The sequence below is a fragment of the Prevotella herbatica genome (assembly GCF_017347605.1).
Lineage (GTDB): Bacteria > Bacteroidota > Bacteroidia > Bacteroidales > Bacteroidaceae > Prevotella > Prevotella herbatica.
Window position 1 is genome coordinate 2,555,640 of sequence record NZ_AP024484.1, and the last position, 18,938, is coordinate 2,574,577.

Sequence of the window (18,938 nt, forward strand, 5' to 3'; positions counted from 1 at the left end):
TTATGTTCAAGAAGTTTATTCGTAGACCGGTTCTTGCAATCGTCGTTTCTCTTGTCATTGTGTTTATAGGTGTGTTGTCATTGATCAACTTGCCTATTACTCAATATCCTTCTATCTCACCTCCAAAGGTTAATGTTGTCGCTGATTATCCTGGAGCCAACAATGAATTGCTGATTAAATCGGTTGTAATTCCTTTGGAGCAGGTCCTTAATGGTGTTCCTGGCATGAAATATATTGAGTCTGATGCCGGTAATGATGGTGAGGGTGAAATTAATGTAGTGTTCAAATTGGGAACCGATCCTAATGTTGACGCTATTAATGTACAAAACAGAGTGTCGGCGGCTATTAATAAATTGCCGCCAGCAGTTGTGCGTGAAGGTGTTAAGATTTCTCGTGAGGAACCTAACATTCTGATGTATATAAATCTATACAGTAATGATCCTAAAGCAGACCAGAAATTCCTTTTCAACTATGCTGATATAAACATTTCTCCGGAATTACAGCGTGTTGATGGAATGGGCGACTTGGATATTCTTGGTACACGTAACTATGCGATGCGCGTATGGTTGAAACCAGATAAACTCACCGCCTATAACTTGTCCGCGGACGACGTGAATCAGGCTTTGGAAGATCAGAGCATTGAGGCTTCACCAGGTAAACTTGGTGAAAGTTCGGGTAAGCGACCTGAGAGTTTTGAGTATGTGTTGAAATATCCAGGACGATATACGACTCCAGAAGAGTATGGAAACATCATCTTGAAGTCAAATCCTAATGGTCAGTTTGTACGTCTAAAAGATGTTGCTACAATAGATTTCGGTACAGAGATGTATGATATTTATTCTACTCTTAACGGACATCCATCGGCAGCCATAACATTGAAACAAGCTTACGGGTCGAATGCACGTGATGTAATACAGAACGTGAAGAAGACGATGGCTAAACTACAGAAAGACATGCCTAAGGGTATGCACTATGAGTTAAGTTATGATATTAGTAGATTCCTGGATGCATCTATAGATAAAGTTATTCATACACTTTTTGAGGCATTCATACTTGTAGCTATTGTTGTGTTCATATTTCTTGGTGACTGGCGCTCGTCAATCATTCCTTGTATGGCTGTGCCAGTATCGTTGATAGGAAGTTTCGCGGTGATGTCGGCATTTGGCATAACGCTGAATATGATATCCCTCTTTGCCCTTGTCATGGCGATAGGTATAGTGGTGGATGACGCCATAGTTGTGATTGAGGCTGTCAACGTAAAGATAGCCACGGAACATCTCTCACCTTTGGAAGCCACGCAGGAAGCGATGAAGGAAATCAGTGGTGCTATCGTTGCGATAACGCTTGTAATGGCATCGGTATTTATTCCTGTTGCCTTTATGGGAGGACCTGAAGGTATGTTCTATCGTCAGTTCTCTATCACAATGGCATCAAGTATTATCCTTTCTGGATTTGTTGCATTGACACTTACTCCTGCACTTTGCGCACTTATTTTGACTAGAGAACAGGAGCAAAATATTAGAAAGTCATGGCTTCATAAACTTCTTGATAAGTTTAATACTGGATTTGACAAAGGTGTGATAGGGTATAATAAGGTGTTGCAGCGTACTGTTTCCAACAAATTTGTCACATTACCGTTACTTTTGTTATTCTGTGCAATAGCTTTTTTTGTAAATAATTCTCTTCCATCAGGTTTTATTCCAGAAGAGGATCAAGGTATGGTATATGCTGTGATTGAGACGCCGCCGGGTTCAACAATTGAGCGAACGAACAAGGTTGCACATCAGTTATTAAATATAGTTGAGAAAGAAGAGGGTGTTCAGAGTGTTTCTTCTCTTGCAGGTTATGAAATACTATCAGAGGGAACAAGTGCCAATTCTGGTTCTTGTCTGATAAACCTGAAGTCATGGAAGGACCGTAAGCATACCGCAAAGGAGATCATTGCTGATCTTGAAAAGAAATGCGTTGCTATAACGGGAGCTCATATAGAGTTCTTCCAACCGCCTTCTATACCAGGTTATGGTGCTGCGTCTGGATTTGAACTTCGATTGCTTGACAAGACGGGTAATAACGACTATCACCAGATGGAAAAGGTGAGTAAGGACTTTGTTAAGGAACTTAATAAGCGACCTGAGATTGGTTCTGCTTTCACGTTCTATTCAGCAAGTTACCCACAATATATGCTGCGCATTAATAATGATATTGCAGAGCAGAAAGGCGTTTCTATAGGTTCGGCTATGGACAACATGTCTACGATGATTGGTTCCGATTATGAGACTGGATTCATACGTTTTGGAAAGCCATACAAAGTAATCGTTCAGGCTAGTCCAGAGTATCGTGCTTATCCACAGAACCTCATGGGATTGACGGTGAAGAACAATCAGGGTGAGATGGTGCCTTATGCTGACTTCATGCAGCTGCAAAAGGTTTATGGTATGAGTGAAATTACACGTCATAATCTTTATAACTCTGCAGAGGTTACTGGTGCACCAGCATCTGGATGTAGTAGTGGTCAGGCAATTAAGGCAATAGAAGAGGTAGCTGCAAAGAAATTGCCTCACGGATTTGATTATGACTGGGCTGGTATTTCAAAAGACGAAGTAGATCAAGGTAATCAGGCAATACTGATATTCGTTATCTGTCTGGTCTTCGTATATCTTATCCTGTCGGCACAGTATGAGAACTTCATACTTCCGTTGCCTATCATAACATGTCTGCCAGCCGGAATATGCGGTGCATTCATATTTCTAAAACTTTTGGGGTTGGAGAATAATATCTATGCACAGGTGGCGATGGTGATGCTGATAGGACTGCTGGGAAAGAACGCGGTGCTGATGGTGGAATATTCCGTCCAACGCAGAAATCTAGGAATGACGATCAGGCAGGCGGCAATTGAGGGAGCGATTGCTCGATTCCGTCCTATATTGATGACTTCGTTTGCATTCATAGCCGGACTTATACCTTTGGTATTTGCAAGCGGTGCAGGTGCGATAGGAAACCGTACTATTGGTAGTGCTGCCGTTGGAGGTATGTTGTTTGGAACATTCTTTGGACTGATAATAATTCCTGGTTTATATTATATCTTTGGAACGATGGCAGAGAAAGTCAAGATGGTTAAATATCAGCGAGACAAACCTCTGACAGAAACAAAAGACAAAAAGTATAAGAAATGAAAAAGTTACATATCCTATATACTGTATTGGTGTCGGCAGCCGTCATGACGAGTTGCAAGACACCTCAGGCTACCAATATGACGGACCGTGTGAAGTTGCAGTTGCCTTCTAAATTTCAGAAGGATAGCGTTGCTGGCACTAGTGCTACAGTAACTCCATGGAGACAGTTCTTTACTGATTCAGCATTGGTTTCGTTGATTGATACGGCTTTGGCAAACAATCAGGATTTGCGCATCACGGTTCAACAGATAGCGATAGCCAAGAGTGGGGTGCTTTCTCAGGAAGGACTGATGATGCCTACTGTGTCTGGTGGTGGAAGTGTAGGTGTATCAAAAGCTGGTAGATATACTAGTGAAGGTGCAGGTAACGCTACAACTGAGATAAAGCCGGGCAAGTCAATGCCAGAACCTTTGATGGACTATCAGCTTGGTGCAACAGCCGATTGGGAAGTTGACTTATGGCATAAACTAAGTTCCAGCAAGCATGCTGCTGTAGAGCATTATCTCGCAACTGTTGATGGACGTAATGCTGTGTTGTCGTCTCTTATCTCGCAAGTGGCTGAAAATTATTATCAACTGCTTGCACTAGATAACAAACTAGATTTGATACATCAGTATATTGACTTGCAGAAGAAGGCTGTTGAAATAGCTAAGATTCAGAAGAAGGCTGACGCTGATACGGAACTTGCTGTAGAAAAGTTTGAGGCAGAACTGGCTAAGGCTCGTGCAGATGAATACACATTGAAGCAGCAGATTACTGAGAGTGAGAACAGTCTCAACTTACTGCTTGGCAGATATCCTACACAGATTGACAGAAACAAGGCTGCTTTTCTCTCAACAAATCTACAGAAGGTGACTACTGGTATACCGTCTGAATTGCTAAATAACCGACCAGACATCAGACAGGCTGAACATGAGTTGGCTTCAGCAAAATGGAGCGTTGAGGCTGCAAGAAAGGAATTTCTTCCATCATTAAATATATCTGCAACACTAGGTCTTGATGCATTTAATCCAACATATCTCACTCAGTTGCCTAAGTCTTTAGCTTTTAGCGTTATTGGTGGGCTTACAGGTCCGCTTATCAATAAAAAGGCGATACAAGCTAACTTCCAGACTGCTGACGCTCAGCAGATAGAGGCTCTTTATGAATATGACAAGACTTTGCTTACTGCTTATTCGGAAGTATGCACGCTAATGTCGAAAATAGACAACTTAGACCGATACTATCAACTGAAAAAAGAGGAATCACAGAAACTTGATCAGTCTATAAACATAGCTCGATTGCTGTATATGAACAGTCGCTGCACATATCTTGATGTGCTTATGGATGAACGTGATGCATTGGATGCAAAAATGGAACTTCTTGATGCTAAGGCGCAGCAACTCTCAAGTGTGGTTGATGTATATCGCAGTTTGGGAGGAGGACAGAATCCTGTGAAAGAATAATATTGATAATATTATCCTTTTCTTCATGTTTACAAAATAATGATTACTTTTGTAGACAAGATATAATATAGACTAATAATTAAATAAATGAAAATGAAAAAGTTTTTTTTGAAATCAGTTGTTGTTGGAGCTTTTTTCATGACTTCACTCAGTGCAAGCGCACAGATTGACTTAGGTAATCTGGGAAAAGTTGTCAGTTCTGCTATTGGAGGAGAGGGAGGATCAATTATCTCAGGTAAAAATAATGTATCAAAAGAAAACATTGTTGGTACATGGAGTTATCAGCAGCCTTCAATCAGCTTTGAAAGTAGCGATTTGTTGAAGCAGGCTGGCGGTCAGTTGACTTCTGCAGCTATTGAGAAAAAGCTTGCAGCACAGTTTGCTAAGGTTGGAATCACTCCTGGCAAGTTTCTTGTTACTTTCGGTAAAGACAATACATTCTCTACAATAAAGAACGGTGTCGCTACAACTTCTGGAACATACGTTCTTAGCGGTTCAAAGATAACATTCTCATATCTTGAAAATTCTGCAAAGATAACAGGTTATGCACAGATGAAGAACGGCACATTGTCTATCTCCTTCGATAGTTCTAAAGTTCTTGATGTAATGAGTAAGATGAGTAAGTATTCTGCCAACAGTACGCTAAGTACAATATCTTCTCTTGCCGGTAGTTTTAACGGTATGAAGACTGGTGTGGCTCTTGTTAAGTATGTAGCTCCTGTGGCAAAAGCAAAAGTTGCAACATCAAAGACTACTACTGTTAAGAAGGCAACAGCAAAGAAAACTACTACCAAGACAAAGAAATAATTCAAAGGTAGACGATATAGAAATGAGGATATTCTAACAAGAATATCCTCATTTTTATATATATGCGTTTATGTTCAAGAAGTGTTTATAGAAACAGTGCAAAAATAGATGCGCCTATAACTGTAAGAATACCACATACAACAATTGATAGACCACTGATAGCACCTTCTACAGCTCCCATTTCCATGGCTCTGGCTGTCCCAACGGCATGAGATGAGCATCCGATAGCAATACCTTTGGCTATAGGCTCTTCAATATGTAATAATTTAAGTATTCCTTCTGCAAATATGTTTCCCAGAACTCCCGTAATGATGATTACAACAACTGATATAGATACATATCCACCCAGTTCTTCGGATATTCCCATACCAATGGCTGTAGTGATTGATTTTGGTAGAAATGTAACATACGTGTTGTGATCAAAAGAAAAGAGCAATGCCAGTAATAATATAGATACCAGACTGGAAAGTACGCCAGACAATATACCGAAAAGAATAGCCTTACTATTCTTCTTTAAAAGTTCCATTTGTTGGTAAAGAGGCACCGCAAGACATATTGTTGCGGGAGTAAGCAGATAGCTTATCCACGAAGAATTAGATGAATAAGATTTATAGCTGACACCGGAAATAAGTAGGACACAGATTGTAATGATGATGGCTATAAGAAGGGGATTCATATATGATAGCCTTGTCTTTTTTCTAATCCATATACCAAGTATGTAACTGCTCAGACTAATAAGAACACCAAAATACACTGAATCTTGAAATAAATCTTTCATTTTTCATCTCCTTTCTTGTTGTCTCTACGTATAACGTATTGGGTAACGAATCCGCTTGTAGCCATTACAATAAATGTACTTACTACTGTGACAATAATATATGTCAGTAAATGGCTTTTAATGATAGCCCATGAATCAATCAGTCCCACGGCTGCCGGAATAAACATCATCGGCATAACAGATATTAATAATGTACTTACTTCTCTTACTTGGTTTACTTTTATCCATTTCATCATTAGAGCCGTGAACAAAAACAAAATGCCATATATGCTAGCTGGTATTGGCAATGGAATGAAGAAATGAAATACTTCTCCTAAAAACGAGAATGCAATGATAATCAAAAACTGTATAATATACTTCATGCTAATTCTATACTATTTTAATACACAGTCTATATACTGTTCAATATACTTTGCTGAATTTACTGGCCCCATTCGCATACAGTCGAAGCAAATGTCATAATCTTCTGCATTTCCCCATGTTAAACCTGTATAGAATTTATGATATCTTATTCTACTGTTGTCCATTTCGTCTACGAATTCTGTGGCATCAGATTTGGTCAGTTGTCGTTCTTTAGCTATTGAATCAATACGATCGTCAACATTACCTTTGAGAAATACGGAAATAAGATCTTCTCTGTCTTTGAAAATATAATTTCCGCATCGTCCAATGATAATACAATCTTTGCCGCCTATCATATTAACTAATATGCTGAATGTCTTCTCAGATATCTTAGCGGGATATTCTATGGCTTCAGAAATGGCAAACATAAGTTCATCAACAGGTCTTTCTTCGAAGAAATTATTCATTTCATCAAGAACACCTTTTTTCTGAGCCATTTCCTGAAGATTCTGGCGTGTATAAAATGGAATATTATAGTGAGAGGCAAGTATTTTCCCTATACTCAGTGCTCCACATCCACATTGCCGTGCAATTGAAATTATCATTTTACTATGTTATTTGGGCGCAAAGGTAATGATTTTATATAAGAATATGTTGCTTTTTTATTTTTATGTTGTATCTTTGTTGCCATCTTAAATACCATAATTATTGATATGTTGTCATATATACTTAGAAAACAAACAAACTTAAAAAATCTTTTAATATACTTGTTCGTATTGTGTTTATTTTGTGGCTGTAAGGAGAAAACTGGTGAGTTGAAACATAATTTTTCAACTCCAAAAAAGAATATTTCGTTTTCTTTACCATTAAAAGTGAATACAGAGAAGCTAACAACTAATGACGGGCTTCCTGATAATAACGTGTGTGACATATATCAGGATAAGCGCGGCTTTATATGGTTTTGTACATTAAATGGTCTTTCTAAATATGATGGCAATAGATTTGTTAATTTCAAGAAGCAGGATGATGAAGAGATATCGTTAATAGATAATAGAGTAAAGTCTGTTAAGGAAGATAGAAATGACCATCTGTGGATTTTAACATCAGCAGAATTGTATAGTTGTCTGGATTTAAAAAATGATCGTTTTGTTGATTATAGTGGGAATGGTGACTTATATTCCCACTATAGAAAAATATTGTTTGCAAATAATAATGATGTCTGGCTATGGGGGAGCTCTGATGGTTGCAGAAAATGTACATATAATGGTGAATCTTTTGTTTCATACAAGTTTGACAAAAAAAGAATCGGTTCAAATATTGTAAATTGTCTGTTTGAGTTACCTAAAAATAAGGTACTCATAGCAACTGATAAAGCACTATATTTATATGATCATGGTAAATTGTTGCGAATAAAGAATAATTGTAATTTTGTAAAAATTATAAAGAAAAATGGTAATATATATTTGCTTTCTGATTATGGAAACTGCTATGAACTACTTCCTAATTTTAGATTGAAACAAAAAATAAAAAGTTCTAGTGCAAGTCAATTATCTAGTAATAGTGGAAATTTTTTTATTGGAAATGAATGGATTGTCTTTACAAAAAATGGTGGCTATTCTTTTGATTTGGCATCATTTATAAAAAAGCGTCTATCTGGTGATCTTGATATACCTAACGGCATGGTGATTAAGACGAAGAAAAATCTTTATATCTACAATAAGACTGGATGCCTCCGTTTTGTACATAATGGTAAAGTTAAGGCTTTGCAGCTTATTCCAAAGAAAAAAGCCTGTTATATTGATTACGAGAGATTTCATGTTGTTGAAGATACTAATGGACTTGTGTGGATATCTACTTATGGAAATGGTCTGTTTGTTTATGATTGGAGAAAAAACGAAACTCAGCATTTTATAGCTAAAGTAAATACAGATTCACCTATTGCATCAAATTGTCTATTAAATGTAATGGAAGATAGATCTGGTGGAATATGGGTTAGCAGTGAGTTTTCGGGAATATCACATTTATGGAAAGTATCTGAGAAAGGTAAACAATTTTTTCCTTTTTCTTCAGATGATGCTGAAAGTTCCAACTCCATAAAGATGATCAAGACAAGAAATGATGGAAGTGTGGAAGTTTCAACTCGTAATGGATGGCTGCTAAGATATAATAGCAATATGACAAAAGTTGAAGAAAAACGTCATTTTGAAAAGAATATATATTCGTTATTGGAAAATGGTAAAGAAACATTTATCGGAACAAAGGGGGGAGGACTTCTTGTTAATTCAAAACAATATATCAAGTATGGAAATAATGGCGATTATTCTGATGATGATGTTTATTGCATGTTGAAAGATCGCAATGATAATTTGTGGTTTGGGTCTTTTGGCGGTGGACTTGATTTAGGAATTAAATCATCTGATGGTTACACATTTCGTAGTTTTTTCTCAAATATAACAGGCTTAAAGGAAGTGCGCTGCATGCTTGAGGATAGTAAAGGCCGAATCTTATTAGGAACTAGTGGTGGACTGATTGTGTTTAATCCGAAAAATTTAATATCCAATGATAAAAAATATATATGCTATAATTCAAAAAATAGTAACCTTCCTTCTGATGAAATAAAAAGTATAATGCAAGATAGCAAAGGTCGTATATGGTTTGCTGTCACAGGTTCTGGCATTGCATGGTGTGATGATTTGGGCATAAAAAAACAAAAATTCAATATATTAAATGTATACGATGGGCTGGTAAATGATAAAGTACAGTCAATTGTAGAGGATAGACAAGGTAACTTATGGATAGCTACAGAATATGGTATATCTCGTTTACATAGAGATAATATGAAATTTGAAAATTTCTTTTTTTCAAGCTTTGTTTTAGGAAATGTAAATAGTGAAAAATCTTCTGTTTGTCTGAATAATGGTAATATTCTATTTGGAACCAATTATGGTATAGTAATGATAAATCCTAAGACAGTAAGATGTGAGAATAAAAAGTATACTGTTACTTGTACAGGACTTCGTATTAACGGAATTGATACAAGCCCTAAGGATATAAATTCCCCACTATCTAAAACGCTTGCGTATATTAAAAAAATTGAATTAAAATATAATCAGAATAATTTTGCAATTGATTTTTCAACTTTAGATTTTCCAGAAAAAAATGCTGTAAAATATTCTTATAAGTTATGTGGGTATGATAAAGAATGGAGTAAACCTTCATCTCTAGCATTTGCCTCATACAAGAATCTGCCTTCTGGAACATATTCTCTTTATGTGAAGGCTTGTGATTTTTCTGGCGTTTGGGGAGAGGTATCTACAATAGTAATAAAAGTAAAAAGTCCATGGTATTTTATGTGGTGGGCGATTATTTTATATATCATTATAATAACATGTATCGCTTATTTCTTGGCTAGGATGATCGTAAAGATGAATAAGCTTAGAAATGTTGTAAAAGTAGAAAAAGAGGTCGCAAAATATAAGATGGCTTTTTTTACTAATATCTCTCATGAGTTCAGAACTCCACTTACTTTAATACGAGCTTCATTGGATAGATTAAAAATGATAGTTAAAAATGATGCTTCAAAGGATATCGGAGACTCTCTGAAGATTATGGAGAAAAGTACTGTTAGAATGATGAGACTTATTGAACAGTTGCTTGAATATAGAAAAATGCAAAGTAATAAACTTACACTTTCACTTGAACGTGTTGATGTTTCAAAAATGATAAAGGACATTTGTTCTATGTTTGCTGATAAAGCAAAATCAAATGATATACATTTTTCTTTTATTGATGACGAATCAAGTGTGCCATTTTATGTGGATAAAAGACATCTTGACAAAATAGTCTACAATCTATTGTCTAATGCCTTCAAGTATACACCTGAAGGGGGGAAAATAACAGTTAGGATAGTTTTTGATGCTAACAATAAAAAGTTTTATTTAATTGTCGCTGACAACGGAACTGGTGTTCCAAAAGATAAACAGAATCGTATTTTTGATAGTTACATGTGTGGCAGCAAGAATAACGATAGTTTTGGAATAGGGCTTTGTCTGACAAAGAGTCTTGTAAGTATTAGTAAGGGAGATATTTCATATAAAGATAATGTTGGTGGAGGATCTGTATTTACAGTTGAGTTGCCTACAGATAGCAGTATCTTTAATAAAAATGATTTTCAAAAATCAGGCAACGAATTTAAAGTTGCAACAGAGGTAAATAACGTCAATGACGAATGTATGATAGATGCTGATAATGAATTTTTAGAAAAAATAAAACCATATAACACAAAAAAAATACTTATTGTTGAAGATAATGATGATGTGAGAAACTTTATTATTGATATTCTTGGAAGATATTTTGAAGTAATATCTGAAAAAAATGGATCAGATGGATTTACAACAGCTAAGTCAACTGATGTTGATTTAATAGTTAGTGATGTAATGATGCCTGGTAAAAATGGATTTGAACTGACCAAGAGATTAAAAAATGATTTTGAAACAAGCCATATTCCTATAATATTACTTACTGCATTGGATGATGAAGATAGCCAGTTAGAGGGAAGTCAGTCAGGCGCTGATGCTTATGTTACAAAACCATTTAGTATGCGATTACTTCTTGGTAGAATATTTCAACTTCTTAATCAAAGAGAAAAATTGAAATTGAAATTCACAAACGATGTTTCTGTAGTAGATACTTCCTTGTGCTCAAGCGAACAGGATCAGAAGTTTATTAGAAGAATGGAAACAATTGTTGATAAGCAAATGGGAGATTTTCAGTTTTCTGTTGATAAATTATCTGACATGTTGAATGTAAGAAGAACAACATTCTATAAAAAAGTACGCGGAATTACAGGATATACTCCCAATGAATATATTCGTGTAGTCAGACTTAAAAAAGCAGCAGAGATGTTGAGCGAAGGAACTTATAACGTTTCTGAAATTTCATATAAAGTGGGATTTGATAATCCGTTTTATTTTAGTAAATGTTTTAAAGCACAGTTTGGAGTGTCACCTTCGCAATACAGAAAATAGCTAGACTTCCTTTTGCAGGCTTCTGCCAATAAGTTGTACATATCATGATTTTGATATTAAAGCGTTTGAATACTCTAATATTCTGAAAATCAATGATATATACAACTTTTTTTTATTGTTAATTCCTAGATTCCTTCATTCTATATCGAGGTTGCAAATATTTGCATTGTACGAAAATATATATAAATGAACTGTATTGTATGGCTCGATTTTAAATAAATTAATACTTTTGCACTCAGAACAGACGTTAAATAACTTTAATAACTTAATAACTTAAAAACTTGATATGATGATAAAACGTTTCAAAAAAATTATCGCATTACTATCGATTTCATATTGTGTAATATGCGCACAAGCTTCTTGTGTGGATAAGAATTATGAAAACGACTTAAATCCAAAACTTCCAACGACTAATGCTGAAAATAGTAATTTTGGTGACCAAGGTTCAGAAGCCGGTAATGCGACTGGTTTCCCTTTATTTGATGATGGTATATTGTCTTTTCCTGGAGCTGAAGGCTATGGTAAAAATGTCACAGGTGCAAGAAGTGGAGAAGGTACGGAAATATATCATGTTACTAATTTGAATGACACTGGTACTGGTTCTTTTAGAGATGCTGTTAGTAAACCATGGCGTATAATAGTATTTGATGTGTCGGGAATTATCAAGTGCGGCAATTCACCTATTATATTACAAAGCAATCAGACAATTCTCGGACAGACAGCGCCTGGTAAAGGTGTAGTTCTTTATGGTGGTAGAGTATCTGCGTCTGGCGCAAAAAATCTTATTGTACGTTATTTGCGAATGCGTATGGGTGCTGGTTATTCTGGAGATAAAGATGCTTGTGGTGTGGCAAATGGAACAGATATGATTTTTGACCATTGTTCTATCACTTGGGGTAAAGATGAAAACTTCTCTATTAATGCCGATAATAAGGGTTCTCGACCAAAAAATATCACTATACAAAATTCAATAATAGGACAGGGATTGCAAAATCATTCTTGCGGAGGTCTTATTCAAACTGATATAGATGAGGGTATAACGATCTTTCGAAATCTTTATATAGATAATAAAACACGAAATCCAAAAGTTAAGGGATTGAACCAATTTGTTAATAATGTGGTATATAATTGGGGAAGTGGAGCTGCTTACAATATGGGTGGAGAATCAAGTGGAAGATCAGAAACGGCTATAGAAAATAATTACTTTATAAAAGGTCCATGTAACAACTGGCAAAATGTGGCACAACCTGATGGCAGCATTATGACAGAGAATGTGGCTATGAGCCCGGCAAAACCTTTCCTGGGCGGTAATGGAGACTTCCGTAGCTATTGTGTGGGAAATTTTTATGACTCAGATAAAGATGGCGCTTTGAATGGTGTTGAAATTACTCAAGAAAATTGGAATCAATATTGTAGTGGCACACCTACATTTCTGTCGACACGTTCTGAATTGCATCCGATTATAAAAAATCAAAAGAGTGCTTCTGAAGCTTATGATTGGATTGTGAAAAAAGTTGGTGCATCTCTTCCTGTACGTGATGAGGTGGATAATTTTCTTATAGATGAACTTACATCATTGGGTTCAAAAGGTACAATAATTCAAGATGAACGTATGACAACTCAGTTTGTTTTAGGTGGTCCAGGTAAAATCAATAGTGCAGAAAAACAATTGGATACTGATAATGATGGTATGCCTGATGCTTTTGAAGATGCGTGGGGATTAGATAAGAATAATCCTAATGATGCTTTGCTTAAAGCTAGAAATGGTTATTTGAATATTGAAAATTATGCTCTTTCCTTAGAGTTCCCTGAAGAATATCAATATGAATTAAACAAGTTAAAACAATAATATTTAAAAGATGAAGAACATAATGATTAAATCGGTATTACTATTTGTTTTATCGATATCTCTGTTTGTATGCTCATGTTCTGACAAAATGGGTGATTATTATGATGCACCTAGTTGGTTTCAAGGAAGTGCATGGAAAATTTTGGAAGCAAAGGGTGATTACTCTATTTTCCTTAAAGGAGCAGAATTAGCAGGTTATAAACCAATCATGAATGGAAATAGCATTCTCACTATCATGGCCCCTGATGATAAAGCTTTTTCAGAATATTTATCTAAACATGGGTATTCAGATATTAGTGAAGTGAACACTTCTGAACTACAGAAGTTAATAGGTTTCCACTTATTGTATTATTCTTATAATAAGGACAAACTTGTTAATTTCCGTCCAGAAGGAGATTTGGCTACAGATGAAGAGAAAGAGAAAAATGCCGGTATGTATTATAAATTCCGTACTCGTAGCAGCAATACACCTACTGTAGAAATTGAAGCTTCAACAGGACGTCGTCGCACAGTGTATCATTTAGATCGTTTTATTCCTGTATTCTCATCAAGATTTTTCCAGACTAAGACATTGGATGCTGCATCTAACTATAACTATTTCTATCCTAATACCATTTGGAAAGGTGATGAAGGATTCAATGTGTCAAATGCTGCTGTAAATGAATATGGAATTCTTGCTGATAATGGATATATCTATACTGTAGATCAAGTGCTGGAACCCCTTGAAACTATCTACACCAAGATGAAAACAAATGGTAACTATTCAATTTTCTCTAATCTATATGATCAAAACACATCATACGTGTATGATGCAACTTTATCAAAAGATTATGGAACATCTCTAGGTGCAGATTCTTTGTTTATTCATACTCATGGATCAGATTTACCTGCAATTGCTGTCGAATGGTATTCTACGAAATATGCTGATGTGGCTGATAATGCTTCAAAGGCATATAGTGTATTTGCACCATCGGATGATGCGATGAATAAATTCTTTGATGATTATTGGGAACAAGGTGGATATGAATCATTAAGCGATGTAGATGCGTTGGCAATGAAATATCTATTGAAACAGTTTGTATATCCTGACGGTATTGTGTTCCCTGAAGAGATTAAGAGTGGAAAAGTAAAAAATGTGTATGATATGAATTTCAACTTTGATCCAGATAAAGTTACAGACAAATCTATGTGTGTGAATGGTGTATTCTATGGACTAAATACTATAGACACCCCCTTGTTGTTTGGCTCTGTTGTGGGACCAGCTTTCCGTAATAAAAATAATAATTATTACCTATATATGCTCGCTGGTGCAGGACTTATTGTCTCTTACTCTTCACAAGATACTAAATATGTGTTGCTTATGCCTTCTAATGAAATAATACAATCAGAAGGCATTTCTTTGCGTACATACGCAGATGGCAGTAGACTGCAACAGGAAACAGAAGATGGCTTGGCTGATGTATCTACATCTGTGATGAGGGATGTCGTAAATTTACATACCGTTACCGGAGTGCAGAGTTTAAAAGAAACAGGAACGCAGATACTTGCCACACAAATGGGTTTCAACTATCTTTTTGTAAAAGATGGTAATATTACTACTAGTGCAGCATATACTCAACTTTTAGAGCCGGATAATAATGTGAATCCTTTTGTTTCTTTTTCTGAAATAAAGAATGGTAATGCCAGTTGGAATAATGGAAAAACATACAGCTATGGTGGTGACAAACTATTCAAAGCAGAGGATGGTGATGGATTGAAACATCGATTAGCCGTATGTAATGATTCTCGTTACGTTTATTATCAATTTGCCAAATTGTTGCAAAAATCCGGGATGGTAACATCAAATGATGCTATTCTAGATTTAATTGGTACATCACATTTTATTAGTTTCATTCCTACAAATCAGGCAATCTCTGATGCTATTTCTGCCGGAAAAATTCCAGGAATGAATTCTTCTGGTACAGTAACGAGTGCATCTCAACTTAGACAATATCTGTTGAATTATATAATACGTGATAAAGAAAATGCAATTGTAGCATATCCTTATCCTGGTTCTGATATGAAGAGTGCTACATATATTTCTGCGAATGGTAATCCTTTAATATATACAGATAATGGAAGTTCTATTACAATAAATATTAATGGTGAAAGTGCTAATGTTGTGTCAACATACAACTATTTCCCATTTGCCTTTAATGACGGATGTTTCCAGTTAATAAATACTGTATTATGATTTAACCAGAATTAAATATAAATATGAAATTAATTAAATATATGCTTTTGTCAGCGTTGCTTCTGTTGGGAACAGAAGATATATTCGCTCAGGCACAGGTGATAACCGGTAAAGTTACGGAATTAGTAGGTACTGCTTCTGAACCTATAATTGGTGCGAATGTGAATGTCGTGAACTCTCAAAACCGTTCTGTTGCTGGTGCCGTAACTGATATTGATGGTAATTATTATTTACAAATACCAGAAAAAGAGAATAAACTTACGTTGGTATTCTCTTATATTAGTATGAAAACTAAACGTGTAAAATATGTGGCCCAAAAAGTACTTGACATAACTCTTGAATCTGATACTAAAACTTTGAATGAGGTTTCTGTTACAGCTCATCGTATAGACCGTAATAATATGGGTATAGGACATAAAGAAAATGTATCTGCTACTCAAAAAATTATGATGGAAGACCTTATTGCTACATCTCCAGTTTCTTCGCTTGAAGATGCATTGCAGGGGCAATTGAGTGGTGTAGATATTGCATTGGGAGGTGACCCAGGAACGCGTAGTTCTATACGCATTCGTGGTACTAGTACATTGAATGGTTCTGCAGATCCATTAATAGTAATTGATGGTGTTCCATATACTCAATCTTTGGATGCAGATTTTGATTTCTCTAATGCTAACGAGGAAGACCTTGGTGCTTTGTTAAATATTGCTCCTACAGATATTGAGTCTGTTGAGGTTTTGAAAGATGCAGCCGCAACCGCTATTTGGGGTACAAAGGGCGCTAATGGTGTGCTTTCAATAACTACAAAGAAAGGTTCTACAGGAAAGACCACATTCTCCTTCTCTTCTAAGTTTACATGTAAATTTGAGCCAAACAATATCCCAATGTTGGATGGTTCTCAATATATAGCTATGGTTCAGGATGCTTTGTGGAATAGTGCGAATTATATAGGTCTTAATGCAGATACTTATTTAAAATATTTGTATGATACACCCGAAATAAATTATTCTCCAAATTGGACTTATTTTAATGAGTATAATGTCAATACCAATTGGTTGGATGAAATACGTAGAAATACTTTTACTTCTGATAACAACTTTTCTATGAGTGGAGGTGGTGAAAAGGCTACTTATCGTTTAGCTTTGGGTTATCTTAATGAAGGCGGTACAACTGTAGGTACAGGTCTGAAGCGTTTTAATTCAGCTTTACGTGTAGATTATAAATTCTCAGATAAACTTAAGTTTGGTGCTGATTTCTATTTTACGCAGACTGATAAAGAATCAAATTGGACATCAGACGATTCTAATGTTCGTTCTGAGGCGTTGAAAAAAATGCCAAACAAATCACCTTATTATATAAGTGAGAATGGAGAACGTACATCTCAATATTTCTCATATCAGACAAAAGACTGGGAAGGTGCATTTAATGGTAGTAGTAATTATAACCCTGTAGCAATGGCTAACGAAAGTTCAAACAATATAACTTCTCGTGATGCAAGAGCTAATTTCCGTGTAGATTATAAAATATTACCTTGTCTTTCTTACTCAGCCTATGCTTCTCTCAAAATGTCTTCTTCTAACAACGATAAGTTCTTGCCACAAGTGGCTACGGGGGTAGCATGGACAAATATATATGCAAATCAAAGTACAGTTTCTTCTTCTGAAAGTTTGACTTTGCAGACAGAAAATAAACTAATTTTCAATAAAAATTGGAATGACAAACATGCTTTAATTGCAACAGGAGTATTTCGTACAACCCAGGCTACAAGTTCAAGCAAATCAAGTGTGGCTTACGGAAATGCTTCTTCCGGATTATCAGATCCTGTTATTGGAAATACAGTAAGCAGTATGAAGTCAGGAGAATCTGAAGCTCGAAGTATATCGGGTACAGCTTTATTGAATTATACGTTGCTAAACCGTTATGTATTTCATTCCTCTGTTACAATGGATGCAAATTCTGCTATGGGTAAATCTGAAAGACTAGGTGTATTCCCTACAGCAGGTATATCTTGGAATATGCAGAATGAACGATTCATGAAAAAGTTAGAAGACTATGTTGATGAGGTGAAGTTGCGTTTCAGTATAGGACAAAGTGGTAACGCTCCCTCAGGTACAGCAGCTTATTATGGTGCATATAGTTCTCTAGGTGAGTATATGGGAATGTCTGCTATTTATCCGAGTAGAATGCAATTGAATAAATTGAAATGGGAAACATCTACAGAATACAATTTTGGTACAGATTTGAGTTTTTTAAGTGGAAGGCTTAAATTTACATTTGAATGGTATAACAAGTATGTGAAAGATTTGTTGCAGAGAAATCAATCTATGCCTTCTGCCACAGGATATAGTACTATTAAATGGTATAATTCTGGTAAGATGGAAAATAGAGGTTGGGAAGCTCGTGTTGATGGTGTTATAGTTGATAAAAAGGATTGGCGTGTCAGTTCTTATTTTAACTTGAGCCGTAATACCAATGAAATTACAGAATTGCCGGAAACAATGAACCCTGAACCATATATATTTAAAAATGGAGAATATGCCATACGTATAGAAGAAGGACGTCCTTTTGGTTCTTTCTATGGATATCGTTATAAAGGTGTATATCAAAATAAGAATGCCACATACGCTCGAGATAAAGATGGTAGTGTGATGAATGATGTGAAAGGTAATCCTGTTGTTATGAAAAATGGTTCCAAGCAAGTTTGTCCTGGTGATGCTATTTACGAGGATATTAATCATGATGGAGTCATTAATGAATATGATATTGTTTACCTAGGAAACTGTAATCCTATTTTAACAGGAGGTTTTGGTTTCAATGTTAGATATAAGAAACTAACTCTTACAGCATCGTTCTATGGACGTTTTGGTCAAAAAATTATCAATCAGACTCGTATGAATAACGAAGCTATGTATAATGATGATAATCAGAGTACGGCAACACTTAGACGTTGGAGAAATGAGGGCGATGTTACAGATATCCCGCGTGCATTGTTCCATGAAGGATATAATTATTTGGGGTCTGACCGGTTTGTGGAGGACGCATCTTATCTGCGACTTAAAACACTGTCGCTTAATTATGCTTTACCACGAAATATAACTAAGAAATTGGGTATCAGTAATCTTAGTGTTTTCATTACGGGGTACGACTTGTTTACTTGGACTAACTATACAGGTCAAGATCCAGAGGTGTCACTCCCAACATCAGCTTCTAAACTATCCAAAGACAATGCGAGCACTCCTTGTTCTCGTCGTTTCTCTTGTGGCTTTAATTTGAACTTTTAACTAATA

At 35.7% G+C, this 18,938-nt stretch carries 10 protein-coding genes; 7 read left to right on the top strand and 3 right to left on the bottom strand.

Going from position 1 to position 18,938, the window contains the following annotated elements; translation table 11 throughout:
* Positions 1-2: 2 nt before the first annotated feature.
* The 3 genes from prwr041_RS09550 to prwr041_RS09560 all read left to right on the top strand — a co-directional run bounded on the left by prwr041_RS09550 (position 3) and on the right by prwr041_RS09560 (position 5,425).
* Positions 3-3,173, top strand: coding sequence for an efflux RND transporter permease subunit (locus prwr041_RS09550; protein ID WP_207153569.1), 3,171 nt, complete (start codon positions 3-5; stop codon positions 3,171-3,173).
* A complete protein-coding gene (locus prwr041_RS09555) occupies positions 3,170-4,618 on the top strand; it encodes a TolC family protein (RefSeq protein ID WP_207153570.1) in 1,449 nt (482 codons plus the stop codon). Before prwr041_RS09550 ends, prwr041_RS09555 begins: the two co-directional genes overlap by 4 nt.
* A 93-nt stretch (positions 4,619-4,711) precedes the next feature.
* A complete protein-coding gene (locus tag prwr041_RS09560; protein ID WP_207153571.1) occupies positions 4,712-5,425 on the top strand; it encodes a lipocalin-like domain-containing protein in 714 nt (237 codons plus the stop codon).
* An 85-nt stretch (positions 5,426-5,510) separates the two neighbouring features.
* Here prwr041_RS09560 and prwr041_RS09565 read toward each other — a convergent pair whose 3' ends face one another.
* From prwr041_RS09565 to prwr041_RS09575, 3 genes are read right to left on the bottom strand one after another with little or no spacing between them, the layout of a single operon-like run.
* Positions 5,511-6,203, bottom strand: coding sequence for an LrgB family protein (locus prwr041_RS09565; protein ID WP_207153572.1), 693 nt, complete (start codon positions 6,201-6,203; stop codon positions 5,511-5,513).
* Positions 6,200-6,565: a CidA/LrgA family protein gene (locus tag prwr041_RS09570; protein ID WP_207153573.1), complete on the bottom strand. Its 366-nt coding sequence runs from the start codon at positions 6,563-6,565 to the stop codon at positions 6,200-6,202. The genes prwr041_RS09565 and prwr041_RS09570 overlap by 4 nt, the downstream gene beginning before the upstream one ends.
* A gap of 12 nt (positions 6,566-6,577) precedes the next feature.
* The gene (locus tag prwr041_RS09575) at positions 6,578-7,150 is read right to left on the bottom strand and encodes a cytidylate kinase-like family protein (protein ID WP_207153574.1); all 573 of its coding nucleotides are present in this window, start codon (positions 7,148-7,150) and stop codon (positions 6,578-6,580) included.
* 210 nt (positions 7,151-7,360) lie between these two features.
* Here prwr041_RS09575 and prwr041_RS09580 point away from each other — a divergent pair, with 210 nt between their 5' ends.
* The 4 genes from prwr041_RS09580 to prwr041_RS09595 all read left to right on the top strand — a co-directional run bounded on the left by prwr041_RS09580 (position 7,361) and on the right by prwr041_RS09595 (position 18,932).
* A complete protein-coding gene (locus tag prwr041_RS09580; RefSeq protein ID WP_207153575.1) occupies positions 7,361-11,572 on the top strand; it encodes a hybrid sensor histidine kinase/response regulator transcription factor in 4,212 nt (1,403 codons plus the stop codon).
* Positions 11,573-11,861: 289 nt separating this feature from the next.
* A complete protein-coding gene (locus prwr041_RS09585) occupies positions 11,862-13,421 on the top strand; it encodes a pectate lyase family protein (protein ID WP_449579654.1) in 1,560 nt (519 codons plus the stop codon).
* 10 nt (positions 13,422-13,431) lie between these two features.
* Complete coding sequence (locus prwr041_RS09590) at positions 13,432-15,654, top strand: fasciclin domain-containing protein (protein WP_207153577.1); 2,223 nt, start codon at positions 13,432-13,434, stop codon at positions 15,652-15,654.
* Positions 15,655-15,677: 23 nt separating this feature from the next.
* On the top strand, positions 15,678-18,932 hold the full coding sequence (locus tag prwr041_RS09595) for a SusC/RagA family TonB-linked outer membrane protein (protein ID WP_207153578.1): 3,255 nt from the start codon (positions 15,678-15,680) through the stop codon (positions 18,930-18,932).
* The last annotated feature ends 6 nt before the right edge of the window (positions 18,933-18,938 follow it).

What these genes read in the sequence shown, in the direction of transcription:
- prwr041_RS09550 (WP_207153569.1), top strand. Translation starts at nt 3, where the DNA reads ATGTTCAAGAAGTTTATTCGTAGACCGGTTCTTGCAATCGTCGTTTCT.
- prwr041_RS09555 (WP_207153570.1), top strand. Translation starts at nt 3,170, where the DNA reads ATGAAAAAGTTACATATCCTATATACTGTATTGGTGTCGGCAGCCGTC.
- prwr041_RS09560 (WP_207153571.1), top strand. Translation starts at nt 4,712, where the DNA reads ATGAAAAAGTTTTTTTTGAAATCAGTTGTTGTTGGAGCTTTTTTCATG.
- prwr041_RS09565 (WP_207153572.1), bottom strand. Translation starts at nt 6,203, where the DNA reads ATGAAAGATTTATTTCAAGATTCAGTGTATTTTGGTGTTCTTATTAGT.
- prwr041_RS09570 (WP_207153573.1), bottom strand. Translation starts at nt 6,565, where the DNA reads ATGAAGTATATTATACAGTTTTTGATTATCATTGCATTCTCGTTTTTA.
- prwr041_RS09575 (WP_207153574.1), bottom strand. Translation starts at nt 7,150, where the DNA reads ATGATAATTTCAATTGCACGGCAATGTGGATGTGGAGCACTGAGTATA.
- prwr041_RS09585 (WP_449579654.1), top strand. Translation starts at nt 11,862, where the DNA reads ATGATAAAACGTTTCAAAAAAATTATCGCATTACTATCGATTTCATAT.
- prwr041_RS09590 (WP_207153577.1), top strand. Translation starts at nt 13,432, where the DNA reads ATGAAGAACATAATGATTAAATCGGTATTACTATTTGTTTTATCGATA.
- prwr041_RS09595 (WP_207153578.1), top strand. Translation starts at nt 15,678, where the DNA reads ATGAAATTAATTAAATATATGCTTTTGTCAGCGTTGCTTCTGTTGGGA.